Origin of the sequence: Lysobacter antibioticus, from assembly GCF_001442535.1 — a bacterium.
GTDB classification, from domain to species: Bacteria; Pseudomonadota; Gammaproteobacteria; order Xanthomonadales; family Xanthomonadaceae; genus Lysobacter; species Lysobacter antibioticus.
This window is the reverse complement of the sequence record NZ_CP013141.1, coordinates 4644724-4669438: the sequence shown is the minus strand read 5'-3', so window position 1 is coordinate 4669438 and position 24715 is coordinate 4644724. Positions and strand designations below refer to the sequence as shown.

The 24715-nt window shown below is 69.0% G+C and carries 24 protein-coding genes, 1 pseudogene and 1 riboswitch; of the genes and pseudogenes, 15 read left to right on the top strand and 10 right to left on the bottom strand.

The genetic code is table 11. From position 1 onward, the window contains the following. Positions 1 to 51: 51 nt before the first annotated feature. Together GLA29479_RS19060 and GLA29479_RS19055 are read left to right on the top strand one after the other, a co-directional pair. The gene (locus tag GLA29479_RS19060; protein ID WP_057916907.1) at positions 52 to 891 is read left to right on the top strand and encodes a glycosyltransferase family 2 protein; all 840 of its coding nucleotides are present in this window, start codon (positions 52 to 54) and stop codon (positions 889 to 891) included. Beyond that, on the top strand, positions 875 to 1810 hold the full coding sequence (locus GLA29479_RS19055) for a glycosyltransferase family 2 protein (RefSeq protein ID WP_425599951.1): 936 nt from the start codon (positions 875 to 877) through the stop codon (positions 1808 to 1810). The genes GLA29479_RS19060 and GLA29479_RS19055 overlap by 17 nt, the downstream gene beginning before the upstream one ends. A 249-nt stretch (positions 1811 to 2059) precedes the next feature. Here the strand turns inward: GLA29479_RS19055 and GLA29479_RS19050 are convergent, their stop codons facing one another. After that, positions 2060 to 3037: an MBL fold metallo-hydrolase gene (locus GLA29479_RS19050; protein ID WP_057972515.1), complete on the bottom strand. Its 978-nt coding sequence runs from the start codon at positions 3035 to 3037 to the stop codon at positions 2060 to 2062. Between the two features lie 184 nt (positions 3038 to 3221). Between GLA29479_RS19050 and GLA29479_RS19045 the strand changes: the two genes are divergently transcribed. Beyond that, complete coding sequence (locus GLA29479_RS19045) at positions 3222 to 4091, top strand: DUF1444 domain-containing protein (protein ID WP_144436617.1); 870 nt, start codon at positions 3222 to 3224, stop codon at positions 4089 to 4091. Positions 4092 to 4125: 34 nt separating this feature from the next. Here the strand turns inward: GLA29479_RS19045 and pyrF are convergent, their stop codons facing one another. From pyrF to lpxO, 5 genes are all read right to left on the bottom strand, one after another. After that, on the bottom strand, positions 4126 to 4938 hold the full coding sequence (pyrF, locus tag GLA29479_RS19040) for an orotidine-5'-phosphate decarboxylase (protein ID WP_057972514.1): 813 nt from the start codon (positions 4936 to 4938) through the stop codon (positions 4126 to 4128). 179 nt (positions 4939 to 5117) lie between these two features. Beyond that, entirely contained in the window at positions 5118 to 5855 is a 738-nt protein-coding gene (gene map, locus GLA29479_RS19035; protein ID WP_057916911.1) for a type I methionyl aminopeptidase, read from the bottom strand. A 77-nt stretch (positions 5856 to 5932) separates the two neighbouring features. Beyond that, complete coding sequence (locus GLA29479_RS19030) at positions 5933 to 6343, bottom strand: hypothetical protein (protein ID WP_057972513.1); 411 nt, start codon at positions 6341 to 6343, stop codon at positions 5933 to 5935. Positions 6344 to 6604: 261 nt separating this feature from the next. Continuing rightward, entirely contained in the window at positions 6605 to 8266 is a 1662-nt protein-coding gene (ettA, locus tag GLA29479_RS19025; RefSeq protein WP_057916913.1) for an energy-dependent translational throttle protein EttA, read from the bottom strand. Positions 8267 to 8556: 290 nt separating this feature from the next. Next, a complete protein-coding gene (gene lpxO, locus GLA29479_RS19020) occupies positions 8557 to 9462 on the bottom strand; it encodes a lipid A hydroxylase LpxO (RefSeq protein ID WP_057973270.1) in 906 nt (301 codons plus the stop codon). A 223-nt stretch (positions 9463 to 9685) separates the two neighbouring features. Between lpxO and glyA the strand changes: the two genes are divergently transcribed. The 12 genes from glyA to GLA29479_RS18960 all read left to right on the top strand — a co-directional run bounded on the left by glyA (position 9686) and on the right by GLA29479_RS18960 (position 22089). Beyond that, on the top strand, positions 9686 to 10939 hold the full coding sequence (gene glyA / locus GLA29479_RS19015) for a serine hydroxymethyltransferase (RefSeq protein WP_057972512.1): 1254 nt from the start codon (positions 9686 to 9688) through the stop codon (positions 10937 to 10939). A 424-nt stretch (positions 10940 to 11363) separates the two neighbouring features. Then, complete coding sequence (gene nrdR, locus GLA29479_RS19010; RefSeq protein ID WP_057916915.1) at positions 11364 to 11882, top strand: transcriptional regulator NrdR; 519 nt, start codon at positions 11364 to 11366, stop codon at positions 11880 to 11882. 49 nt (positions 11883 to 11931) lie between these two features. After that, positions 11932 to 13167, top strand: coding sequence for a hypothetical protein (locus GLA29479_RS19005; RefSeq protein ID WP_144436616.1), 1236 nt, complete (start codon positions 11932 to 11934; stop codon positions 13165 to 13167). A 19-nt stretch (positions 13168 to 13186) separates the two neighbouring features. Next, positions 13187 to 14053, top strand: a complete 867-nt coding sequence (locus tag GLA29479_RS19000; protein WP_057972510.1) for a hypothetical protein — start codon at positions 13187 to 13189, stop codon at positions 14051 to 14053. Then, complete coding sequence (ribD, locus tag GLA29479_RS18995) at positions 14050 to 15150, top strand: bifunctional diaminohydroxyphosphoribosylaminopyrimidine deaminase/5-amino-6-(5-phosphoribosylamino)uracil reductase RibD (RefSeq protein ID WP_057972509.1); 1101 nt, start codon at positions 14050 to 14052, stop codon at positions 15148 to 15150. The genes GLA29479_RS19000 and ribD overlap by 4 nt, the downstream gene beginning before the upstream one ends. Before the next feature lie 40 nt (positions 15151 to 15190). Further along, the gene (locus GLA29479_RS18990) at positions 15191 to 15967 is read left to right on the top strand and encodes a class I SAM-dependent methyltransferase (RefSeq protein ID WP_057972508.1); all 777 of its coding nucleotides are present in this window, start codon (positions 15191 to 15193) and stop codon (positions 15965 to 15967) included. 254 nt (positions 15968 to 16221) lie between these two features. Further along, positions 16222 to 16390: riboswitch (FMN riboswitch) on the top strand. A gap of 167 nt (positions 16391 to 16557) precedes the next feature. Further along, entirely contained in the window at positions 16558 to 17184 is a 627-nt protein-coding gene (locus GLA29479_RS18985) for a riboflavin synthase (protein WP_057916920.1), read from the top strand. Next, complete coding sequence (gene ribB / locus GLA29479_RS18980) at positions 17181 to 18341, top strand: 3,4-dihydroxy-2-butanone-4-phosphate synthase (RefSeq protein WP_057916921.1); 1161 nt, start codon at positions 17181 to 17183, stop codon at positions 18339 to 18341. The genes GLA29479_RS18985 and ribB overlap by 4 nt, the downstream gene beginning before the upstream one ends. A 125-nt stretch (positions 18342 to 18466) precedes the next feature. After that, the gene (gene ribH, locus GLA29479_RS18975) at positions 18467 to 18934 is read left to right on the top strand and encodes a 6,7-dimethyl-8-ribityllumazine synthase (protein WP_057916922.1); all 468 of its coding nucleotides are present in this window, start codon (positions 18467 to 18469) and stop codon (positions 18932 to 18934) included. Between the two features lie 172 nt (positions 18935 to 19106). Then, positions 19107 to 19571, top strand: a complete 465-nt coding sequence (nusB, locus tag GLA29479_RS18970) for a transcription antitermination factor NusB (protein WP_057916923.1) — start codon at positions 19107 to 19109, stop codon at positions 19569 to 19571. Between the two features lie 55 nt (positions 19572 to 19626). Then, a complete protein-coding gene (thiL, locus tag GLA29479_RS18965) occupies positions 19627 to 20661 on the top strand; it encodes a thiamine-phosphate kinase (protein ID WP_057972507.1) in 1035 nt (344 codons plus the stop codon). A 153-nt stretch (positions 20662 to 20814) separates the two neighbouring features. Further along, positions 20815 to 22089: a hypothetical protein gene (locus GLA29479_RS18960; RefSeq protein WP_057972506.1), complete on the top strand. Its 1275-nt coding sequence runs from the start codon at positions 20815 to 20817 to the stop codon at positions 22087 to 22089. A gap of 77 nt (positions 22090 to 22166) precedes the next feature. Here the strand turns inward: GLA29479_RS18960 and GLA29479_RS18955 are convergent, their stop codons facing one another. The 4 genes and pseudogenes from GLA29479_RS18955 to GLA29479_RS18940 form a co-directional block, all read right to left on the bottom strand. Further along, on the bottom strand, positions 22167 to 23552 hold the full coding sequence (locus tag GLA29479_RS18955) for an FAD-binding oxidoreductase (RefSeq protein WP_057972505.1): 1386 nt from the start codon (positions 23550 to 23552) through the stop codon (positions 22167 to 22169). Next, complete coding sequence (locus GLA29479_RS18950; RefSeq protein ID WP_057916927.1) at positions 23549 to 24091, bottom strand: metal-dependent hydrolase; 543 nt, start codon at positions 24089 to 24091, stop codon at positions 23549 to 23551. Before GLA29479_RS18950 ends, GLA29479_RS18955 begins: the two co-directional genes overlap by 4 nt. A gap of 12 nt (positions 24092 to 24103) precedes the next feature. Next, positions 24104 to 24517: a YraN family protein gene (locus GLA29479_RS18945; RefSeq protein WP_057916928.1), complete on the bottom strand. Its 414-nt coding sequence runs from the start codon at positions 24515 to 24517 to the stop codon at positions 24104 to 24106. Next, positions 24501 to 24713: pseudogene (locus GLA29479_RS18940) on the bottom strand (penicillin-binding protein activator); the annotation flags it as partial. The pseudogene GLA29479_RS18940 and the gene GLA29479_RS18945, both read right to left, overlap by 17 nt. Positions 24714 to 24715 lie beyond the last annotated feature (2 nt).

Sequence of the window (24715 nt, the reverse complement as noted above, 5' to 3'; positions counted from 1 at the left end):
GCGCGGTGGCGTGGGCTATGGGACCATGCGGCTTCGTGATAGAACCCCGCCATGACTGAATTGCCCATCGTCGTAGTGCCGGTCGGTGCCGACGACGACGCACTCGATGCCTGCCTTGCCGCACTGGAGCTGTGCACGCCGCCGGGCGCGCGGGTGTGGCTGGCCGACGACGCCCGCGCCGGGCCGCGCGGCTACGCGATCGTCGAGCGCTGGCTCAAGCGCACCGCGCTCAAGGCCGATTACAGCCGCCGTCAGCGCAGCCTGGGCGAGGTCGCGCACCTGGACGAAGTGTTGAGCGTTTGCGGCGACGCCGACGTGGCGGTGCTCGCGCCCGACGCGGTGCCGGCGCCGGGCTGGTTGTCGCGGCTGAGCGCTTGCCTTGCGGCCGACGGCGCCATCGCCTCGGCCACGCCCTGGTGCAACGCCGGCGAAGCCGCGGCCTGGCCGCGGATCGGCGAGATCGCCCCCTTGCCGGACGCCGAAGACGCCGAACGCCTGTCGCGCGCCTTGCAGCAGATGCCGGCCCTGCATCCGGAATTACCGGCCGCGATCGGCCATGCCGTGCTGTTGCGCGGCAGCGCGCGTCGCCGCGCCGGCGGTCTCGACGCGGCGAGCTACGGGTCCTGGTATGCGGCCCTGACCGATCTGTCCCTGCGCCTGTCCGGACTGGGTTGGCGCAACGTGCTGTGCGATACCGCCTATGTCGCGCGCGGCGGCGAAGGCCGGCCCAGCGACGGCGACATGGATGCGCTCGCCGCGCGCTGGCCTGACTGGCATGCGCGCCTGGCGAACTTCCTGATGCACGACCCTCTGCGCGAGCTGCGCCAACAACTCGCCGAACGCCTCGATCGCGTCGGCCCACCGGAACCGCAACGTGATCTCTTCCTCTGACCCCGGCCAGGCACGCACCGACGCCGGCCAGCGCGCGCCGGCTCCCAACGAGCATGCTCCCAACGAACCTGCTCTCAAGGCGATCGTGGTCACCTACCGCAGCGCCGCGACGATCGACGAATGCCTCAGCCGGCTGCGCAACAGCCTCGGCGTCGAGGCGATCCGCGTCGTCGACAACCAGTCCGACGACGGCACTCTCGACATCGTCCAGCGCCACGCCTCCGCCGACCCGCGCCTGCGTTTCATCGCCAATCCGGACAACCCCGGCTTCTCCGTCGGTTGCAACCAGGGCGCGGCCGACCTGGAGCCGTCGCTGGACCAGGACGAGTGGCTGGTGTTCGTCAATCCCGACTGCATGGTCGAGCGCGAGACCTTGCTGCAACTGCATGCTTTGGCGGTGCCGCTCGGCGAAGTCTTGCTCAGCGCCGACCTGATCAACGAACAGGGCGAGCGCGATGTCGCCGTGCGTCGCCGCGACCCCGATTTCGGCGCGATGCTGGCCGGCCTGCTGCGCCCGTGGGCGGCGCCGAAGATGGCGGTCGCGCCCGACGACACGCAGGCCGTGCAGCAGGTCGAAGCGACCTCGGGCGCGTTGATGTTGATGCCCCGGCAGCTGTTCGCGCGCATCGGCGGGTTCGACGAGGGCTATCGCCTGCACGCCGAAGACCTCGACCTGTGCCGGCGCGTGCGCGAGGCCGGCGCGGTGGTGGCGGTCGCCAACCAGGTTCGCGTCGTCCATGTGCGCGGCGTGTCGAGCCGCTCGCGGCCGTTCTTCGTCGAGTGGCACAAGCATCGCGGCCTATGGCGTTATTTCCGCAAATTCGAGGCCTCGCGTCGCAGCGGGTTGGTGCGTGCCGGCGTATTCGCGGCGATCTGGGGGCGTTTCCCGATAGCGGCCTTGCGCGCCTGGTGGCGTTGAGCGGCCGAATGCCTCATCGCTGCTTCATCCCCGCGCGTTCGCGTAGCGAGCCAGGCGCGTGCGGCCCTCATCCGCGCTGCGCGCACCTTCTCCCGCAAAGCGGGAGAAGGGCAAAGCGAGGCATCGCCAACGAAGGATCATCGGCTCGCTTCGGTCCTTTCGAGGGATCGCGTTCTAGCCCCTCTCCCGCTCGCGGGAGAGGGGTTGGGGTGAGGGCCCGAAGCCACGCTCGCACAGCGCAGTCCCCACTCACAGCTCCATCAAGTCGCGCCCGATCACCAAGCGCCCGGCGTAGTGCGGCGCGACCGCTGCGCGCCAGACTTCATCGGTGAGCGAGGCATCGCCGCCGGGCACGAAGTGGCTCAACACCAGGGTCTTCACGCCGGCTTCGGTGGCGAGGCGGCCGACCTGCTCGGTGGTGGTGTGGCTGTCGAGCAGATGCTGGCGCAAGCGCCCGGCCTGGGCCTCGCTGGCGATCAGGCGCTCCAGCGCGGGCAGGTACATGACCTCGTGCACCAGCACGTCGGCGCCGCGCGCCAGCTCGACCAGGGCCGGCGACGGCCGGGTGTCGCCGGAGAACACGATCGAGCGGTCCGGGCAGTCGAAGCGGTAGGCGAAGGCCGGCGCCATCGGCGGGTGATCGACCAGGGCCGCGGTCACTTTGACCCGTTCGTCGCGCATCACTACGCCGCCGCGGCGCAGTTCGTGCGGACGGATCAGCGGCGCCAGCGGTGGGCGGCCTTCGTCGGCGATGCGGGTGCGGATGTCCTCGGCGTTGAGTTGCAGGAAGCGCCGGGTCATGCGCGCGAGCGGCGGCGGTCCCCAGGTGCCGACCGGCCGGCGCAGGTCGGCGGCCCAGGCCAGCAACAGCAGATTGCCGTAATCGGCGTTGTGGTCGGAATGGTGGTGGGTGAGGAAGACTTCGCGGATCGCGCCGAGCGCCAACCCGGCCAGGGCCATCTGGCGGGCGACGCCGTTGCCGCAGTCGACGATGTAGACCGCACCGTCGACGACCACCGCCTGCGCCGGTGCCGCGCGCAGCGCCTTCGGGGTCGGGCCACCGGCGGTGCCGAGCAGGATCAGGCGCGAGCGCCCCGGCGCACCGGCAGGCGGCGCGGGCGCCCGATCGGACGCGGCAAGCAAGTTCGGCGCCGCCAGCGCGCTGACCGTCCAGGCGCCGGCGGCGGCAAGAAAGCGTCTGCGGGACAGGGTGTCGATCACGGCCATGGCGACAGCCTAATGCCTGCGGCCCGGGCCCGATCACATCGGCCGCGACGTATCTGGAGCGGCGCTCGCTTGCGGCCTGTGCCGCCAGTCGGAAAATGCAGTGCCGCGCCGTTGCGGGCTTGAACCCGGCCGTATAGTCGGTCGGGCGACCACAGGGGGTCGGTCAGTCGACAGGGAGTCGGTGATGTCTATCTTCAGCAAGTGGTTCGGCACTAAGACAGACGGTTCGGAAAATGCGGCACCGATGGACCTGGTGACCTTCGCCGAGCGCTACGCCGCGGCGGTGCGCGCGGCCTGGCCCGAGGCCCGGGTCGAGATCGGGCACGGCGCGGCGACCGCCGATACGCGGGTCGACTGGCATCTGCCGGACGGCTTCAAGGCCACCCACTTCCTCGGCAACAGCTACCTGCGTTATCTCGGTGCGCCGCAGGAGCTCGAAGCGATCTTCGCCGAACAACTGGCCGGTGCGCGCGCGATCCAGCGCGATTTCGTCAGCGGACCCGAGGCCGCGAACGCGGTGATCCTGCCGGTGCTGAAGACGCGCGGCTGGCACGAGACCGCGCTGCAGCAGGCGCGCTCGTTCGGCAGCGAGTCGATGCTGCCCTTCATCGTCGAACCCTTGGCCGGCGACCTGGTCCTGACCTATGTCGAGGACACCCCGGATTCGATGAGTTTTCTTTCGCCGTCCGAGGCTGAGCGGCGCGGTTTCGATCGCGAGACCTTGTACACCCAGGCGCTCGACAACCTGACCCGTTTCCTGCCGGAACTCGACGTGCAGGGCGGCGGCGGCCGCTACGTCGCCCGGCTCGACCGCAACTACGACGCCAGCATGGTGCTGCTGTTCGATCACTGGCGCGACCGCATCGAGATCAAGGGCGATCCGGTATTCGCGATCGCCGCGCGCGACGAGCTGATGCTGTGCGGCAGCGAGGACGACGACAGCGTCGCCTCGCTGCGCGACATCGCCGACGAGATCGCGCTGTCGTCGAGCTACAACCTGTCGCGCGCCTTGTTCATCCACCGCGACGGCGGCTTGCAAGTGTTCGCCAGCTGAGCTTCGGTGGCGTAGACGCAGGTTCGGCGATGGCTCAGCGGTAACGGTTGATCTCGTCGCGCAGGGACTTCGCCGCCGCCGCCGAGGCGGCGGCGTAGTCGTCGCCGCTGGAAGCGTAGAGGATCGCGCGCGAGCTGCTGACCATCAGGCCGGTGCCGTCGGCGGTCTTGGCGTTGCTCACCACCGCCTCGACGTCGCCGCCCTGCGCACCGACGCCGGGCACCAGGAACGGCACGTCGCCGACGATCGCGCGCACTTCGCGCAGCTGCGACGGCCAGGTCGCGCCGACCACGAGCGCGCAATTGCCGTGGCCGTTCCACTCGCGCGCGACCTTCTCGGCGACATGCTGGTAGAGCGGGCGGCCGGCGACGTCGAGGTCCTGCAGGTCGCCGGCGCCGGGATTGGAGGTGCGGCACAGCACGACCACGCCGCGGTCGGCGCGGTCGAGGAAGGGCTGGACCGAATCGCGGCCGAGGTAGGGGTTGGCGGTGACCGCATCGGCGCCGTAGCGGTCGAAGGCTTCGGTGACGTAGTGCTGGGCGGTGCTGCCGATGTCGCCGCGCTTGCTGTCGAGGATTACCGGGATGCCGGGATGGTTCGCGTGCGCGTAGGCGACCAGGCGGGCGAGCGCGTCTTCGGCGCCGAGTGCGGCGAAATGAGCGATCTGCGGCTTGAACGCGCAGGCGTATTCGGCGGTGGCGTCGATGATGTCGCGGTTGAAGGCGAACACCGCATCGGCGTCGCCGGCGAAGCGCGCCGGAAATTTCGCGGGCTCTGGATCGAGGCCGACGCAGACGAGAGTGCCGGCCTGTTGCCAGCGTTGACGCAATGCCTGCATGAAACTCATCGATGCGGTTCCTCGTGGTGATGCCGTGCTCGGTTTGTCTGCAAGCGCGGCTGTTTCGTTTCAATGCTGTCGCCGGATTCGTATCCGGCGCCGTTATCCATCGTCGGCTTTCGGTTTTGACTTTCGATTCCCGATTCCCGATTCCCGATTCCCGATTCCCGGACTCCGAACCCCGGCCTTCAGGTCACGATGATCGGTGCGCCGTGGGTGACCACGACGGTGTGCTCGAACTGCGCCGCATAACCGCGGCGGCAACGCATCGCCCAGCCGTCGTCGCCTTCGTCGACCTGGGTGCAATGGGTGGCCAGGAAGGGTTCGATCGTAATTACCATGCCGTCGTGCAGGCGCCGGGTGTCGCGCGGATCGTAGTAGCCGGGAATGCTGCCGGGCGCTTCGTGCAGCGAACGGCCGACGCCGTGGCTGCCGAGGTTGCGGATCACCCGGAAGCCGCGCCGTGCGGCGATGCCCTCGACGGTGCGGCCGATGCTGTTGATCAGGTTGCCGGCGCGCAACTGCGCGATCGCCGCGTCGCGGGCTTCGCGCGTGGCATCGAGCAGGCGCTGCTGCGCTTCGCTCGCGGTGCCGACCACGAAGCTGCCGCCGGTGTCGGCGAAGTAACCGTCGAGCTCGGCCGAAACGTCGATGTTGACCAGGTCGCCGTCGCGCAGCACGGAGCCGTCGGGAATGCCGTGGGCGGCGACCGCGTTGATGCTGATGCAGGTCGCGCCGGGGAAGTCGTAGGTCAGCGCCGGTGCCGAGCGCGCGCCGGCCGCGCGCATCATTTGCGCGCCGATCGCATCGAGGTCGCGCGAGACCGCACCGGCCACGGCGGCTTCGCGCATGGTCGCCAGAATGCCCGACACCAGCGCGCCCGCGCGGCGCAGTCCTTCGAGTTCGTAGGCTTGTTCGACGGTCATGATGCGCTCCTCGGTCGGTGGGGGAGGCTGGGCGGCGGCGATCGGTCGGTGCGCATCGTTCGGATCGGGCCTCGGCTTCAGGCCAGCGCGCGGACCAGCATCGCCATCGCCGCGCTGGCGACGGTGGTGATCGAGGCGATGATCGCACTGTCCTTGAGGCTGGTGTGCAAAGCCAGCATGAAGGCGGCGACGAACGAGCCCGACAACATGACGAGGATCGCGATCGCAGCGAGACCTTCGAACTGGGTGATGCCGGTGGACAGGCCGAAGCTGAGCAAGCCGAAGATCGTTAGCAGGGGCAGCAGCGCGGCCCAGATCACCGCCTTGGCCGCCTCGCCCCAACCGGTTTCCAGGCCGACGGCCTTGTCGGCCGCGACCCGCACCACCGCGGTGGTGACCAGGAACCAGGCCGCGAATTTCATCGCCGCTTCGGGCGCGAAGGCGAGAAAGGCGATGAAGCACAGCAAGGGAAGCAGGACGGCGGGCATGCGGACCAGACGTAGTGGCGACGAAGGGCGTGAGGCCCCGTGTTCGCGTTGGATGATGCAGGTAGGCAGGAGCGCGTCGTTGCGGGCGAGAGCGCAAACTCGCGGCCCGTCGCTGCGGCGATCGCCGGAGCCCGTCCGGTCTCGATCTGCGCTGCGCGGTTTTTGCCGCGCGCTCGGGAAGGGCGTAGACGAAGGCCGCATCGTCGTGAGGATCAATGCGACCAAGCCGCCCGCGCGCTGGAGCGCGGGCGGCCCGGAACCTTACTTCAGCGCCTTGAAGCGCAGGCGGTGCGGACGTGCGCCTTCTTCGCCGAGGCGACGCTTCTTGTCGTCCTCGTATTCGCGGTAGTTGCCCTGGAAGAACTCCACGTGCGAATCGCCTTCGAAGGCGAGGATGTGGGTGGCGATGCGATCGAGGAACCAACGGTCGTGCGAGATGACCACCGCGCAGCCCGGGAACTCCAGCAGCGCGTCTTCGAGCGCGCGCAGGGTTTCGACGTCGAGGTCGTTGGACGGTTCGTCGAGCAGCAGCACGTTGCCGCCCTGCAGCAGGGTCTTGGCCAGGTGCAGACGACCGCGTTCGCCGCCCGACAGTGCGCCGACCATCTTCTGCTGATCCTGGCCCTTGAAGTTGAAGCGGCCGATGTAGGCGCGCGACTGGATCTCGACACCGTTGATGTTGAGGATGTCGGCGCCGCCGGAGACTTCCTGGAAGACGTTGTGGTTGCCTTCGAGCTTGTCGCGGCTCTGGTCGACGTAGGCGATCTTGGTGCTCGGGCCCTTGACGATCTCGCCGGTGTCCGGGGTTTCCTGGCCGGTGATCATCTTGAACAGGGTCGACTTGCCGGCGCCGTTGGGGCCGATGATGCCGACGATCGCGCCCGGCGGAATGATGAAGCTCAAGTCGTCGATGAGCAGGCGGTCGCCGAACGACTTGGAGACGTTCTTGAACTCGATCACCGAATTGCCCAGGCGCTCGCCCGGCGGGATGAAGATCTCGTTGGTCTCGTTGCGGCGCTGGTACTCGACCGAGTTGAGTTCCTCGAAGCGGGCCAGACGGGCCTTGCCCTTGCTGCGGCCGCCCTTGGCGTTGCTGCGCACCCACTCGAGTTCCTTGGCCAGCGCCTTCTGGCGCGCCTTCTCGGTGTTTTCTTCCTGCTTCAGGCGCTCGGACTTCTGCTCCAGCCACGCGGTGTAGTTGCCCTTCCACGGAATGCCGCGGCCGCGGTCGAGTTCGAGAATCCACTCGGCGGCGTTTTCGAGGAAATAGCGATCGTGGGTCACCGCCACCACGGTGCCGGTGTAGCGCGCCAGGAACTGCTCCAGCCATTCGACCGATTCGGCGTCGAGGTGGTTGGTCGGTTCGTCGAGCAACAGCATGTCGGGCTTCTGCAGCAGCAGCTGGCACAGCGCGACGCGGCGCTTCTCGCCGCCCGACAGCTTGCCGATGATCGCGTCCCACGGCGGCAGGCGCAGCGCGTCGGCGGCGACTTCCAACTGGTGTTCGAGGGTGTGCGCATCGCCGGAGGCGAGGATCGCTTCCAGGCGCTGCTGTTCGGCGGCGAGCTTGTCGAAGTCGGCGCCTTCTTCGGCGTAGGCCTCGTAGATCTTGTCGAGCGCGGCCTGCGCGCTGAGCACGTCGCCGACGCCCACCTCGACCGCTTCGCGCACGGTCTGGGTCGGGTCGAGCTGCGGTTCCTGGGCCAGGTAACCGACCTTGATGCCGGTGGCCGGGCGCGCTTCGCCGCTGAAATCGGTATCGACGCCGGCCATGATCTTCAGCACCGTCGACTTGCCCGCGCCGTTGAGGCCGAGCAGACCGATCTTGGCGCCGGGGAAGAACGACAGCGAGATGTCCTTGATGATCTGACGCTTCGGCGGCACGGTCTTGCTGACGCCGTTCATGGTGTAGATGTATTGCATGCGGGCTCCGAAGCATGGACGCGCCGAGCCGGGCCGAGGGATGGCCTGGGGCGGGGCGGGAAACCGCGATTATCCCGCAGGCGCTGGCTGCGTTCCAGCGCGAGGGCCGGCGGGATAGGGCGGGTGTAGCGGGACGGGGAACCGCCGAGAGCCCGTTGGCGAGGCCCGGAAAGGGCCGCTGGGGCTGTACGGCGGCCGGATCGGCGCCTCAGGCGGCCGGCGCCTCGTTGCGGACAGGGCTGGAGAGATGGAAAGCCTTGCCGTGCCTGGGTTCAGCTTCGCCGAAGGGGTTACAGCCAGACGATCAGCGCGATGACGCCGGCGACCAGGGCGTACTTGAGCGCGTAATACGTGCCCTTGCTGCGCGCCCGCAGGGCCTTGGTCTTCAGGCGCAGGGCGTAGAAATACTTGAACAGGCGGTTGATGCCGCCGGTCTTGTCGCCTTCCATGTTCGGCGAGGCGCCCGCGGCGATCAGGTTCTTGGCGATGAACCGGTTCAGGCCGCGCGCCCAGCCCCAGCGCATCGGCCGTTCGATGTCGCAGAACAGGATGATGCGGTTCTGCTCGGAACCGTTCTGGGCCCAGTGGATATAGGTTTCGTCGAACATGGTCCATTCGCCGTCGCGCCAGCTGTAGCGGGTGCCGTCGACGTCGATGAAGCAGGCGTCGTCGTTGGGCGTGTCCAGGCCCAGGTGCAGGCGCAGCGAGCCGGCATAGGGGTCGCGATGCGGGCGCAGCTCGCCGCCGGGCGGCAGCTCGGTGAACATCGCCGCCTTGACCCCCGGTATCTGCCGCAGCAGCTCGGTGGTGACCGGGCACAGCTCGGCCGCCGAGGGGTGCGCGTCGTCGTACCACTTCAGGTAGAAGCGCTTCCAGCCACGGCGGAAGAAGGAGTTGAAGCCGACGTCGTTGTAGCCGTCGGCGGCCTTGATCTGCTGGATCGCGCGCAAATGCAGGGCTTCGGTGCGGATGTCGCGCCAGCGCGCGCGCAGCGGTTCGAGCTCGGGGAAATGCTGGTCCGGGCTCAGGAAGGCAGTGGTCGGCACGCGCGAGCAGGCGTACATCAGCACGTTGATCGGCGCCATGAAGGTCGAGTGGTCGAGCAATTGGCGGCCAAGACGGTGGCGTACGCGGCCGCGCAGGTGCACGTACACCGCGCTGGCGAGGAACAGGAAAACGAAGACCCATTTCACGATCGGGACATCCAGAAGCAAGGCAGGGGAGGCGACGGAGCGCGCAGGCTGTATTGTCCGTCGGCGCCGGGGCCGGTGGCAGCCCCGCTTTGGCGGTTGGCCGCCATACGCCCCTAGGCTAACATTTCAAGTCTTACGTCAAGCCCGCCCGCGGATCCACACGGCCCGGCCTGATGCGAGGTTCCCCCTCCCTCCCGTCCGTTCTCTCCCCTCCCGAGGCCGCGTAATGTTCCCGAGCCACACCCGTATTGCCGGATTTGACGATGAACTCGCCCAGGCCATCGCCGCCGAGGTCCGTCGCCAGGAAGACCACGTCGAGCTGATCGCTTCGGAAAACTACGCCAGCCCGCGCGTCCTCGAAGCCCAGGGCAGCGTCCTGACCAACAAGTACGCCGAGGGTTATCCGGGCAAGCGCTATTACGGCGGTTGCGAATTCGTCGACATCGCCGAGCAACTGGCGATCGACCGCGCCAAGGAACTGTTCGGCGCCGACTACGCCAACGTCCAGCCGCATTCGGGCTCGCAGGCCAACCAGGCGGTGTATTTCGCCCTGCTCAACCCGGGCGACACCATCCTCGGCATGAGCCTGGCCCACGGCGGCCACCTCACCCACGGCGCCAAGGTCAACGCCAGCGGCAAGCTGTTCAACGCCGTGCAGTACGGCGTCAACGATCAGGGCCTGATCGATTACGACGAAGTCGAGCGCCTGGCGGTCGAGCACAAGCCGAAGATGGTCGTGGCCGGCTTCAGCGCCTACTCGCAGGTCGTCGACTGGGCGCGCTTCCGCGCCATCGCCGACAAGATCGGCGCCATCCTGTTCGTCGACATGGCCCACGTCGCCGGCCTGATCGCCGCGGGCGTCTATCCGAGCCCGCTGCCGCACGCTCACGTCGTCACCTCGACCACCCACAAGACCTTGCGCGGCCCGCGCGGCGGCATCATCGTCGCTAAGGACCCGTCCGAGGACCTGGTCAAGAAGCTGCAGAGCATCGTCTTCCCGGGCATCCAGGGCGGTCCGCTGATGCACGTGATCGCGGCCAAGGCGGTCGCGTTCAAGGAAGCGCTGGAGCCGGAATTCAAGGAATACCAGGCCCAAGTCGTCAAGAACGCCCAGGCGATGGCCAAGACCATCACCGCGCGCGGCTACAAGATCGTGTCCGGCGGCACCCAGAACCACCTGATGCTGGTCGACATGATCGGCAAGGGCATCACCGGCAAGGACGCGGAAGCCGCGCTCGGCCTGGCCCACATCACGGTCAACAAGAACGCCGTGCCGAACGACCCGCAAAAGCCCTTCGTCACTTCGGGCCTGCGCATCGGCACCCCGGCGGTCACCACCCGCGGCTACAAGGAAGCCGATTGCGTCGCCCTGGCCGAATGGATCTGCGACGTGCTCGACAACCCGAAGGACGAAAAGGTCATCGCCGGGGTGCGCGAGAACGTGACCAAGCAGTGCGCCCAGTTCCCGGTGTACGGCTGAAGGCGAGTAACGAGTGATAAGGAGTGAGGAACGAGTAAGGGCGGCCGCCTCGTGGCTTGTTCTTGTTGCCGGTTCGGAGGACAGTGGCCGAGTCTTCGGCTTTTCCGCTCGTTTCTCACTCCTTTCGACTCGTTCCTATGAAAGCGAGTAACGAATGATGAGGAGTGAGGAACGAGCAAGGGCGGCCGCCTCGTGGCTTGTTCTTGTTGCCGGTTCGGAGGACAGTGGCCGAGTCTTCGGCTTTTCCACTCGTTTCTCACTCCTTTCGACTCGTTCCTATGAAAGCGAGTAACGAGTGATGAGGAGTGAGGAACGAGTAAGGGCGGCCGCCTCGTGGCTTGTTCTTGTTGCCGGTTCGGAGGACAGTGGCCGAGTCTTCGGCTTTTCCGCTCGTTTCTCACTCCTTTCGACTCGTTCCTAGCCTATGCATTGCCCTTTCTGCCAGCACGTGGACACCCGGGTCATCGATTCGCGCGTGTCCGACGACGGCGCGACCATCCGCCGCCGTCGCGTCTGCGAGGCCTGCGGGGAGCGTTTCAGCACGATCGAGACGATCGAACTCAAGCTGCCGGTCATCATCAAGGGCGACGGCCGCCGCGAGGCCTTCGACGCGCGCAAGCTGCGCGCCGGTTTCGACCGCGCCCTGCAGAAGCGGCCGGTCTCGGAAGAACAGATCGAATCGGCGGTGCGCGCGGTGGTCCACCAATTGCGCATGACCGCCGAGCGCGAACTCGCCTCGCGCCGGGTCGGCGAGTTCGTCATGGCCGAGTTGCGCAAGCTCGACCACGTCGGCTACGTGCGTTTCGCCTCGGTCTATCGCTCGTTCGAAGACGTCGCCGATTTCCGCGAAGAGCTCGACCGGCTCGAACGCGATATCCCCGGCGAGGGGCAACTGCCCTTGCTCGGCGAGGACGAGCCGCGTCCGGACAAGAAGAAGCGCTGAGCGCATCGGCCGACGCTGGCCACGCTTACGCGGCGAAGGGAGTTCGCGCATGTTGAAGGCATACCGATCCGCACGGCTGATGCTCGCCCAATTGGTGCTGGCCATGCTGCCGTGCTGGGCGCAGGCCGCCGACCCGGTCGAGGACCGGCAGCGCGCGGCGTTGGCCGGCCACTATTACCTGGAAGGCGCCGACGACGCCGGCTCGGAGTTGGTGCTCGAACCCGACGGACGTTTCCAATGGAGCCTCAGCTACGGCTTGATGGTCGAGTCCGCCAGCGGCCTATGGAACGTGGGCGGCAACGGCATCGTGCTGAGCGTGCAAAACCCCGCGGGCGACCAGCCTGTGTTTTCGTTCGATCAGGTCGTCGCCTGGACTCCCGACGCGCAAAAGCGCCTGGACGAGTTCGCGGCGGAGCGGCAAGACGCTTTGATCGAGGAGGCCTGCGGTTACTTGAAGACCTACCAGTCCGGTTTCGAATATGCCGAGCTGGTCGCGGCCAGCTTGTCCGCTGCCACCCCGGTCGATCGCGCAGGCCGCAGCGCCGCCGAAGCGTCTCTTGCGCCGGCCCTGGCGGCGCTCGAACAGTCGCGGCTGGCGCTGGAAGCGACGGCTGCGCAGACCAAGCCGAAAGCCTGGCAAGCGCCGCCGCTGAGTAATGCGGCCGCGGTTGCGGCTGGTGAGGCTGCGGCTGGTGCGGCTGCAGCTGGTGCGGATGACGGCGGCGCAGAACAAAACGGCATGCCTCAAGACGGGATATTCGAAGACGGCGCGCTCGAAGAGCACCAAGTGGCGGCGGATATCGCGGTGCGGACCTATCTGCAACGGTTCGAGCAAGCCGCCGCACTGCACGCGAAGGCGGGCCGCGCGATGCCCAAGCAGCCTGCTCCGCGATTCGACCGCGAACGCTGCCTGGACCCCGCAGCCAAGGCGGACGGACGAGGCGGCTATGCGGTCGTGATCGGCGACCCGCAGCGCGGCTATCGGGCCCAGGGGATCGGCGTCGAGTTCGTGTATTCCGACGGCCGCAGCGAGCGCACCGAAACCAGTCCGGGCGGTTGGGCCCTGGCGGTGCAACGTCCCGGCGTGCGACTCGCCCAGGCGATCCTGCAACCCGCCGACCGTCCGCGCGAAACCCTGGCGCTGGACGAAAGCAGAGGCCGCATTTTCGCCATACGCCTGGACACCGCCGCGGCGATGCCCGCGTCGTTCGAGCAACTCATCCTGACCCAGGACGACGGCGATCTGATCGCGCCCCGAATACCCGGCCGTTATGTGCGGCATTGATGGCCCGCAGGAGGCTGCGATGAACGATGAAACCGCCGCGCGAGATCGCATCAGGGCTGCGGTCGTGCCGACCCGCGCCGACCGGCCCACGCAACGCCGAGGCCGTGCGGTTTGCGCCGGCGTGCTCGCCGTGATCGCGTGCTTCGCGCTTCCGGCGACGTCCGCCATCGCCGCTTGCGAGCCCGCCGACGCGGCGCTGGCGGGGGCTTATGCCGGTATCGAAGCGAAGGCGGCGCCGAGCCTGCAGCTGAACCAGGACGGCAGCTTCCGCATGCGCGGCGTGCCGATGCCCGGCATGGACGTGGCCGGCTGCTGGCAACGCAGCGAGCAGACCGTCGTGCTGGTGGAGCGCGCGCCCGACAGCGAGAACGGACTCCGGCGCAAGCTGCCGCCGCCGTTGACCGAAGCCGATCTGAACGAGGTGCGCGGCGACGGCATCGGCACCCTGCAGCAGGCCGTCGACGCGGGGCTGCTGCCGCCGGGGGCTTGGTGGGCGCATCGGCAGCGTCGAGGCGGCGAGACGGTGCGGGTAAAGGTCTACGATCCGCGCTACGGCCTGGCAGTGGGCGATGCCAAGGCCATGCTGCGACTGTCCGATGGCCGGGTAGTCGAGCAAAGCGCAGCGCAGGGCGCCGATGGCCAATTCGAGTTCGAGGCCTTGCCCGCCGATGCCGCGGTGAAAGCGATAGGCGTACGCTTCCCCGAGCAGCCCGATACGTCACGCTGGCTGACGGTGGACGATCCGACCAAGCTGCTGTACCTGATCGAGTTCGACGCGCAGGCCACCGGCGCGGCCGAAGGCGGCGTGATGACCCTGACCGTGCAGGCCGACCGCAGCCTGATTTCCGATTTCCCCGACGCCACCCATTTCAAGCGCGCACCATGACCCCAGCATTCACCGCCACCGATCACGTCCACATGGCCCGCGCGCTGCGCCTGGCCGAGAAGGGCGCCTACACCACCAAGCCCAACCCCATGGTCGGTTGCGTGATCGCCCACGGCGACGAAGTCGTCGGCGAGGGCTGGCACGAGCGCGCCGGCGAGCCGCATGCGGAAGTGCATGCGCTGCGCGCGGCTGGCGAGCGCGCACGCGGCGCGACCGCCTACGTGACCCTGGAGCCGTGCGCCCATACCGGACGCACCGGGCCGTGCAGCGAGGCCTTGATCGCGGCCGGCGTCGCCCGCGTGGTCGCGGCGATGCGCGACCCGTTCCCACAGGTCGACGGCGCCGGTTTCGTGAAACTGCAGGCGGCCGGCATCGAGGTCGCGAGCGGTTTGATGGAAGCGCAGGCGCGTGCGCTCAATCGCGGTTACCTGTCGCGCATCGAGCGCGGCCGGCCGTGGTTGCGGGTCAAGCTCGCGACCAGCATCGACGGGCGCAGCGCGCTCGCCAGCGGCGAATCCAAGTGGATCAGCGGCGAAGCCTCGCGCCTGGACGTGCAGCACTGGCGCGCGCGCGCCGGTGCGATCGTGACCGGTGCCGGCACCGTGCTCGCCGACGATCCCTCGCTGACCGTGCGCCTGCACGACGACACCGCCTTCGTCGCGCCGTTGCGGGTGGTGCTCGACCCGGGCCTGGCGACGGTCGCGCGCGGCCGCGTGCGCGAAGGCGATGCGCCGACCCTGTACCTGCATGCGCCCGACGCCAAGCCGCCGCGCGGTTTCGCCGCCCAGCACGCGGCGGTGCCGATGCACGAAGGCCTGATCGACCTGGAAGCGGTGCTCAAGCTGCTCGCCGAACGCGGCGTCAACGAGATCCAGCTCGAGGCCGGCGCGACCCTGGCCGGTGCCTTTCTGGCCGGCGGCTGGGTCGACGAGGTCTTGCTGTACGTCGCACCGGTGTTGCTCGGCGAAAGCGCACGCCCCTTGTTCGACGGGCTCGGCATCGAGGCGATGAAGGACAAGCTGCGTCTCGACCTGGTCGATGTGCGCCGTATCGGCGAGGACACCCGCGTGCTGTTGCAGCCGCGGCCGCCGCAATGAAGCGGGGCGGGGCCGAACCTCACTTCCGGAGCGAGCCACGATGAGCGGCAATGCGTTCAAGGATCATTTTTCCGCGCTCGCCGGTGCCTACGCGGCGGCACGGCCCGAGTATCCCGAGTCTTTGTTCGACCTGATCGCGGCCCAGGTACCGGCGACGGCGCGAGTCTGGGAGGCCGGTTGCGGCAGCGGCCAGGCCACGCGCGGCCTGGCGGCGCGCTTCGCCCAGGTCCATGCGACCGAGCCGAGTGCGCAACAGATCGAACAACACTGGGCGCATGACGCCGCCTTGCGCGGCAGCGGCAACGTCAGCCTGGCGATCGAACCGGCGGAGCGCACCGACCAAGCCGATGCGAGCGTGCAGCTGATCGCGGTCGCGCAAGCGTTGCACTGGTTCGAGCGCGAACGTTTCTTTGCCGAATGTGAACGCGTGTTGGCGCCCGGCGGCGTGCTCGCGGCCTGGGGCTACTGCGATTTTCTGGCGCCGGAGGGCATGGTCGGCGCGGTCGCCGACTTCCGCGAGCAGATCGAGGAATATTGGCCGCCGGAGCGGGTCCAGATCGAACAGCGTTATGCCGGTTACGAATGGCCGTTCCCGGCCTTGCCGGCGCCAGCCATGTGGCTGGAGGCGGAGTGGGGGCTGCGGCGCTTTCTCGGCTATTTGAACAGCATGTCGGCGACGGCGCGCTGCCGCGCGGCCACCGGCGAAGACCCGGTCGCGCGCCATGGGCCGGCCCTGTCGGCGGCCTGGGGCGCATCGGGTGATGTGCGGACCCTGCAATGGCCGCTGTTCCTGCATTTGCGGCGCAAGCCGGGCTGAGTGCCGGGGGCGGGAGAGAGGCGGGGGCGGGGCGTGGCGGGCTGCTGAAGCCGGCGCGGTCTGCCGGACGCAGCGGACAGGGCCGGAAATCCGAGCGTTTCTTACGAGTATGCCTGAAGCCCATACCGGCCGGGCCCGGCACAGCCGCAGCGCATGGACGGAACACTGCATCCGCAGCCGACCGCGGCGGACAACCGGCCTGGCGCGACGCGGGTGCTAAACTGCGCCCGCCGGTTCGCCGGCGCTTCATTACGTAACGTCTTCAGGGCGGGGCGAAACTCCCCACCGGCGGTAGGCGCGGTCACGCGCGAGCCCGCGAGCGCCTCCAGGCCGCGGTTCCGATTCGGGACCGGGCGCGGAGGGTCAGCAGATCCGGTCCGATGCCGGAGCCGACGGTCACAGTCCGGATGAAAGAAGACGGCTATGCGCGACTCCTCTCGCAAGAGCAGGGAGACCGAACCCGCGGCGGCGCCGCGGGTCGTGCGTTGGCCCATGCCTTGAGGCGTTTTTCGCTCACCATCATGCGGGAAACGTTTCATGACTCACTTCCATCGCGACACCGCAGCGGCGCTCCGCCAGGAGATCCGCTGATGTTCACCGGCATCATCGAAGGCGTCGGCTCGCTCGCCGCCACTCAAGACCTCGGCGGCGACGTGCGCCTGCGCATCGCCACCGGCACGCTCGATTTCAGCGCGCCCAAGCTTGGCGAGAGCATCGCCGTCAACGGCGTCTGCCTGACCGTGATTTCGTTCGACGAGGCCTCGTTCGAGGCCGACGCCTCCACCGAGACCTTGTCGCTGACCACCCTCGGCGCGCTCAAGCACGGCGCCATCGTCAACCTCGAACGGGCGATGCGCCCGACCGACCGCCTCGGCGGCCACATGGTCAGCGGCCACGTCGACGGCGTCGGCGCGGTGCTGAGCGTGCACGAAGACGCACGCGCCCAGCGTTGGCGTTTCCGCGCGCCGGCCGCATTGCTGCGCTACATCGCCAAGAAGGGTTCGATCTGCGTCGACGGCGTCAGCCTGACCGTCAACGAAGTCGACGACGAAGGCTTCGAGGTCGCCTTGATCCCGCACACCGTCGAGCACACTGCGTTCGCGCAGACCGCGGTCGGCGATGCGGTCAACCTGGAAATCGATGTGGTCGCGCGTTACGTCGAGCGCTTGCTCGGCGCACGCCAGGCCGACACCCACGCCGCTGGAGCCGCTGCATGAATTTCGCCACCGTCCCCGAACTGCTCGAGGAAATCCGCGCCGGCCGCATGGTCGTGATCGTCGACGACGAAGACCGCGAGAACGAAGGCGACCTGATCATGGCCGCCGAACTGGTGCGTCCGGCCGACATCAACTTCATGGTCACGCATGCGCGCGGCCTGGTGTGTCTGTCGCTGATGCGCGAGCGCTGCCTGCAGCTCGGCCTCGGGCCGATGGTGCGCGACAACACCTCCTCGCACCATACCAACTTCACCGTCAGCATCGAGGCCGCCGAGGGTGTGACCACCGGCATCTCGGCCTACGACCGCGCCCACACCGTGCGCACCGCGGTGCGCCCCGACGCCAAGCCCTCCGATCTGGCCCAGCCCGGACACATCTTCCCGCTGATGTCGCAGCCCGGCGGCGTGCTCAGCCGCGCCGGCCACACCGAGGCGGCGAGCGATCTGGCCCTGCTCGCGGGCCTGGAACCGGCCGGCGTGCTGGTCGAGGTGCTCAACGCCGACGGCAGCATGGCGCGTCGCCCGCAGTTGGAGGCGTTCGCCGCCGAGCACGGGCTCAAGATCGGCTCGATCGAGGAGCTGATCCGTTATCGCCTCGCCACCGAGCACACGGTCGAGCGCGTCGATGCGCGCACCATCGAGACCGAGCACGGCCCGTTCCGCCTGCTGAGCTATCGCGACCGCCTGACCCATGCGCTGCATTTCGCCCTGCAGCGCGGCGAGCCGGATGCGAACCTGCCAACCCTGGTGCGCGTGCATATCCAGAACCCGCTCGCCGATGCCCTGCATTGGCGCCGGCCGGACTTCGGCCCGGCGGTCGGCGACGTGCTGGCGGCGATCGCCCGCGAGGGCAGCGGGGCGCTGGTGGTGTTGGCCGATCACGCCGACCCCGAAACCTTGCTGGCGCGGGTGCGCGAGGCCGCACCCGAAGCCGCGCACGATGGCGCTGGCGGCGACGAGGCCGCCCACACCACCGTGCCGGTGCCGACCCGCGGCCATGCACTGGCCGAGTGGCGCCGCAACGGTGCCGGCGGGCAGATCCTGGCCGACCTCGGCCTGGGCAAGCTGCGCGTGCTCGGCACCCCGCGGCGGCAGATCGGCCTGGCCGGCTTCGGCCTGGAAGTGGTCGAGTACGTCGACATCGCCAAGCTGGGCTGAGGCATCAGGCCTGGGGCCGGCGGCCGTTCGCGGCGGCCGGCCCGACGCGACTTCAGCGTTGCGTGCTCCGGCACCGGCGGCCCCCAGCCGTTAAACTACCCCTTTCGTCCAGCCGATTCCCCCTCATGCCCCATTACGAAGGCGACCTGCGCAGCCCCGAGGGCGCGCGCTACGCCATCATCGCCAGCCGCTGGAACCCGCGCATCACCGACACCCTGGTCGCCGGCGCCCGCAAGACCTTCGCCGAGCACGGCGTCGCCGAGGACGCCATCGACGTGGTCCGAGTCCCCGGCGCCTGGGAATTGCCGGTGGTCGCCGCGCGCCTGGCCGTGGCCGGCCAGCACGCCGCCGTGGTCGCGCTCGGCTGCGTCGTGCGCGGCGATACCCGCCATTACGAACAAGTCGCCGACGGTTGCTCCGACGGGCTGATGCGCGTCTCGCTCGACTACGGCCTGCCGATCGCCAACGGCGTGCTGGCGGTCGAACGTCACGAGGATGCCGAGGCCCGCGCCGGCGGCAATCACGGCAACAAGGGCGAGGAAGCGGCGCTCGCCGCCCTCGAAATGAGTCATCTGCTGGGGCAATTGCCATGAACCGCCGTCGTCAGGATGGAATAGGCATGCCTTTGCGAATGATCGGACATCCTGTCCGACATTCGCTCGCCTTGTCGGGCGCATGTCCCGACAAGGCTCCGCTGCATCGCTCGGCGATGCAGCGAGCGGGCCATCCATGGCCCGCTACACGATTGACGCGCGGAGTCGAAGCATGAGCAGACACAACAGAAAAGATGGAATCGACCCCGTCGCGCGCTCGCGCGCCCGCCGCCGCGCGCTGCAGGCCGTGTACGCCTGGCAGTTGTCGGGTTCGCGGGTCAACGACGTGATCGGCCAGTTCGCCCACGAACAGGCCCACGAAGTCGCCGACCTCGATTACTTCGAGGACTTGGTGCGCGGCGTCGACAAGCATCAGGAAGAGCTGGACGTCGCCCTGGCGCCGTTCCTCGACCGCGATGTCGAGCAGGTCGACCCGATCGAACGCGCCGCGCTGCGTATCGCCGCCTACGAACTGCGTCATCGCCTCGACGTGCCGTATCGCGTGGTGATCAACGAGGCGATCGAAACGGTCAAGCGCTTCGGCGCCGAGCACGGCCACACCTACGTCAACGGCGTGCTCGACCATGCCGCCGCCGACTGGCGCGCGACCGAGTTCGCGGCGTCGAAGAAGCGCTGACTCCGCCCCATCCGGGTGTCGCCCAGGCGACGCCCGCGCACCGGACGAGACCGCGATGAGCGCAGCCGAGTTCGACCTGATCGCCCGCATCCGCGCCCGCATCGGCGCCGGCCTGGCGGCGCGCGAGGACGTGGTGCTCGGCATCGGCGACGACGCCGCGTTGTTGCAGCCGCCCGCCGGCCAACAACTCGTCGTCGCCACCGACACCCTCAACCGCGGCGTGCATTTCGCCGACGATGCCGCGCCGGCCGACATCGGCTGGAAAGCGCTGGCGGTGAATCTGTCCGACCTCGCCGCGATGGGTGCGAGCCCGGCCTGGTGCACCTTGTCGCTGTCCTTGCCGGCCGATGCGGACACGCCGCCGGCAGCGTTCGTCGACGGCTTTCTCGACGGTTTTATGCAACTCGCCGCCCGACACCGCGTCGCCCTGGTCGGTGGCGATACCACCCGCGGTCCCTTGTCGGTGTGCGTGACCGTGCTCGGTTTCGTCGAACCCGGCGCGGCGCTGCGTCGCGATGGCGCGCAGGTCGGCGACGAGGTCTGGGTCACCGGTACGCTCGGCGATGCCGCCGCGGCGCTGGCGCTGGCCGGCGTCGTGCCGTATCGCGAACACGAAGTGCGGCGCAACGACGGCGATGCGGACACCGCCTCGGCGCGATTGTTCGAGCGCCTGCAGCGGCCGACACCGCGGGTGAGCGCCGGCCGTGCTTTGCGCAGCCTGGCCCATGCCGGCATCGATGTTTCCGATGGCTTGCTGGCCGATCTCGGCCACGTCTGCGCCGCGTCCGGTGTGGACGCGTGCATCGACGCGGATGCTTTGCCGGTGTCGCGCGCCTTGGCCGCGGCCTGTATCGGCGACGCGCGCAGGACCTTGCAACTGAGTGGTGGCGACGATTACGAACTGTGTTTCACCGCGCCGTCGGGTCGACGCACGGCGATAGAACAGGCTTTGAGCCGGGTCGATTCGACCGCGCGGGTGATCGGCCGGATCGAAGCGCGGCAAGCGGATGCGGAGTGCGCGGTGCGCGTGCACACGAGCGATGGCTCGGTGTGGACGCCGGCCCGGAAGGGATACCAACACTTCGGTTGATCGTTCTTCGTTTCTGCGTCGCAGCCGCTGCGCGCCGGGCTGATCATGCGGGCGAAATGTGTGACATCGCTCAGGTCGCATTACTAAAAAGTTCAGACCTGCTTAATCGCCTGAGTGCGAGGGTGGCGCAACTTCTCAACCGAACCTTCGCTCATGCGCCACTTCGCTCCGGAATGCGATCTCCTCACTTCGGAATCGGAGCGAGCCGGCGGTATCGCGACCGGCTTCAATATCGCGCTGGCCCTGGCGATCGGCGTGGTGGCGAGCGGCTGCGGCGCGGTGCGTTCGATCGCCGGGATCAACACGGTCCAGTTGCAGGATGCGCAGGTCAGCGCGATGGAAACCGACATCGGCCCGGGCGTGACCACGATCTGCCCGCGCCAGCCGGTGCAGATGCACGTGGCCGTGACCACACGGTTGCCGCGCGAGCCGGCAGCCGCCGCTTACGAAACCTGGCACGGCCGCAACGGCACCCGCCGCAACGGCATGTTGGATTTCCGCAACTTCGCCTTCTCCAGCGCGCAGGGCCGGTTCGACGAGATGGGCTGGTACACACCCAACCCCGACGTGCTGGCGAGCGTGGACAGCGGTTTTGCGATATCCACGCAATTGCTGCATCCGCGCGCGCAATTGGTGCAGTCGCGGCACTACCTTGCCGACTACGGTTGCATTGTCAGTGTCGGCACGCCCGGCGGGCCGGGCGAGCGGGGGCGCGACGGGGGCAGCGGTTCCGACGGCCGCGACGGCCGCAGCGGCACCGATGGAGAGCATGGCGATCACGGCCGCGACGGCGGCGACGGCGAGCTCGGCGGTCCAGGCTACGAGGGGCCGCAACTGCGCATGTACGCTACCTACGTGAGCACGCGCTCGCATCCGAAGTTGATTGCAGTGCGGGTGACCGGCGATTTCGATGACTTCGTGCTGGCGCCCGCGGACCGTCCGCTGACCTTGGTTGCGGCTGGCGGCATCGGTGGCGCGGGTGGGAACGGCGGCAGCGGCGGTCGCGGCGGCGATGGCGGCCGAGGCGAAGGCGCGCGGGACCAAAGCGATAAGCATCGCTTCGGTAACGGCGGCAACGGTGGTTCCGGTGGCGACGGCGGCGATGGCGGCGATGGCGCGCCCGGCGGCATCGGAGGAAGCGGCGGTCGGATCGAACTGATCTATGACCGGCGTTATCCCGAGCTGGCGCAGTGGTTGCGGTTCGATGTGGGCGGAGGGCCGGGCGGCGACGGCGGCAGTAGCGGTAGCGCCGGCAGACAGGGCGGCGCAGGCGCCGGGACCGGCGGCAGCAACGGGCGGTCCGGCCGCTATGGATTCTCCGGCCGTTCCGGCCCGGCCGGTGCGCCCGGCCGGCCAGGGCATGTCGAGGTCAATGCAGGCGAGGTCGGCAGGTATTTCAGTGGCTTGCCCGGAGTGCGCAGGCTGTGACGGGCGAGGCACGGGTCCCGGGCGTGTCCTCGGCAATCCGATCGATCGAGTCGCGCGCACGCACCTGAGCCGCAGCGCTATGGGTCCGGCAACAACTTGCCCGGGTTGAGGATGCCGTCGGGGTCGAACACCTGCTTCAATTGACGCATCAGCGCCAGCGTGGCGGCATCGACCGCCTGCGGCATGAACTCGCGCTTGGCCAGGCCGATGCCGTGTTCGCCGGACAGGGTGCCGCCGAGCGCCAGGGCCAGGGCGAACACCCGCGACATCGCCGCATGGGCGCGTTCGCTCTGCGCATCGTCGGCCGGGTCGTAGAGCAGGTTGACGTGCAGGTTGCCGTTGCCGGCATGGCCGAAGCAGACGATCGGCAGATCGAACTCGCGCGCCAGCGCTTGCACGCCGTCGACCAACTCGGGGATGCGCGACACCGGCACCACCACGTCTTCGTTGATCTTGCCCGGCGCCAGTGTGCGCAGCGACGGCGACAGCGCCTTGCGCGCGGCCCATAGCCTTTCGCGCGCGGCTTCGTCGCTGGCGTCGTCGAGCGAGATCAGGCCGTCGCCTTGCGCCGCGCGTTTCAAGGCATCGATCGAATGCGGCAGGGTCTGCGCATCGCCGTCGGCCTCGATCATCAGCAGGGCGCCGGCCTCCGCGGGCAGATCGGCGCCGCCGACATCGCGTGCCAGTTGCACCGCACGCGCGTCCATGAATTCGAGCATCGACGGCGTGACCGGTTGCGCCATCAGCCGCGCCACCGCTTGCGCCGCCGCCGAAACGTCGCGGTAGATCGCGCGCAAGGCCGCGCGCGCCGGAGCCGCAGGGGTCAAGCGCAGGCTCGCCTCGACGATCAAGGCCAGGGTGCCTTCGCTGCCGACCAGCAGGCGATGCAGGTCGTAGCCGGTGGAGCCCTTCGTGGTCGCAGTACCGCAGACGATCAGTTCGCCGGCGCCGGTCACCGCGGTTACCGCGAGCACGTTGTCGCGGCTGGCGCCGTACTTCACCGCGCGCGGCCCACCGGCATTGCAGGCCAGGTTGCCGCCGACCGTGCTGAAGGCGGCGCTGGTCGGGTCGGGCGGCCAGAACAGGCCGTGCGACTTCAGCGCGGTCTGCAGATCGCCGTTGAGCACGCCGGGTTCGACGATCGCGCAGCGGTCGCCCGGGCGGATCTCAAGGATGCGGTTCATGCGCTCGAACGAAACCACCACGCCGCCGGCGACCGGCACCGAGGCGCCGGTGGTGTTGGTGCCGCGCCCGCGCGCGATCACCGGTACGCGGTGGCGACGGCAGGCGCGCACCAGCGCGAGCACCTGTTCGCGCGTGCGCGGCAGCGCCACCGCATCGGGCATCGCGTGGCGGCGCGAGTTGTCGTAGGCGTAAGCGAGGCGTTCGCCGGGATCGGTCAACCAGGCTTCGCCGAGCAGGCCCGACAACTCGCGTTGCAGTTCGTCGGGCAGGGCGGTCATTGCGCACGTTCCGAACGCGGCAACCACTGCCGCATCGTCGCGCCGAGCAGGCCGACCGCGAGCGCGGGCACGGCGATCCAGCGCGCTTCCGACCACAGTACCTCCAGGCCGCGCGCGCTGAAGAAGCGCGCGCCGATCGGCGAGACCTCGATCGGACGCCACGGCGCGAAGATGCGTTGGTCCGACCACGGCCAATACAGGGCGACGCCGAGACCGCCGTCGGTCAGCGCATCCAGCAACGGATGCGAGACGGTGCAGACGAACAGCCAGACGGCCGCGGTCCATGGCGGCGCACGTAACCAACGCGCGGCGAGCGCACCCAGCGCGGCGATCAGCATGGCGAACGCGAACGAATGACTGGCGCCGCGATGGCCGAAGTCGTCGGCATAGGCGATGCCGAGCTTGAACGCGACCACGTCGGCGTCCGGCAATATCGCCGCGAGCGCGCCGGCGACCAGCAGGCGGCGGTCGATCACCCGCGACCCGAGCGCCCAACCCAGGGCGAGCGGTACCACGGCATGGGTCATCACGGTCGGCATCGGGCAGTCGTCTCAGGGATCGTCGGCGCGGAAGGCATCGCGCAACCAGTTCAGGCGCGGCGCGGCGGGGTCGCCGTCGGCCTCGACCACGTCGAAGCGGCAGGCGCCGTCGGCGAGGCGGGGATGGGCGGCGAGGAAACTCTGCGCCGCCAGCACCAGCTTGCGGCGCTTGCGCGCGTCGACCGAGGCCGCGCCGCCGCCGTAGCGATCGTCGCGGCGGTAACGCACTTCGACGAACACCAGCACGGCGCCGTCGAGCATCACCAGGTCGAGTTCGCCGAAACGGTAGTTGGCGTTCGCCGCGACGTCGCGCAGGCCGGCGGCGAGCAAGTGCTTGCGGGCGGCCGCCTCGACCGCGGCGCCGCGCGCACGCCGGTCCGACGCCGGCGGCGTCGGACCTGGGGTGCGATCAGCGGCGCGAGGCATCCGCCAGCGGCACCGCGACGCCGCTGCTGAAGGTCGACCAGGCCGGCGTGCGCAACACGGTGCCGAAGCCGTCGATGCGCAGCACGCCGGTGGCGCCGGAGACGAACGCGTCCGAGCGGGTGGCGAGGCGTTCGAGGTAGGCCGACAGCAACCAGGCGTCGTAACCGAAGGCGAACAGGCGCGCGCCCGGACCGCGCG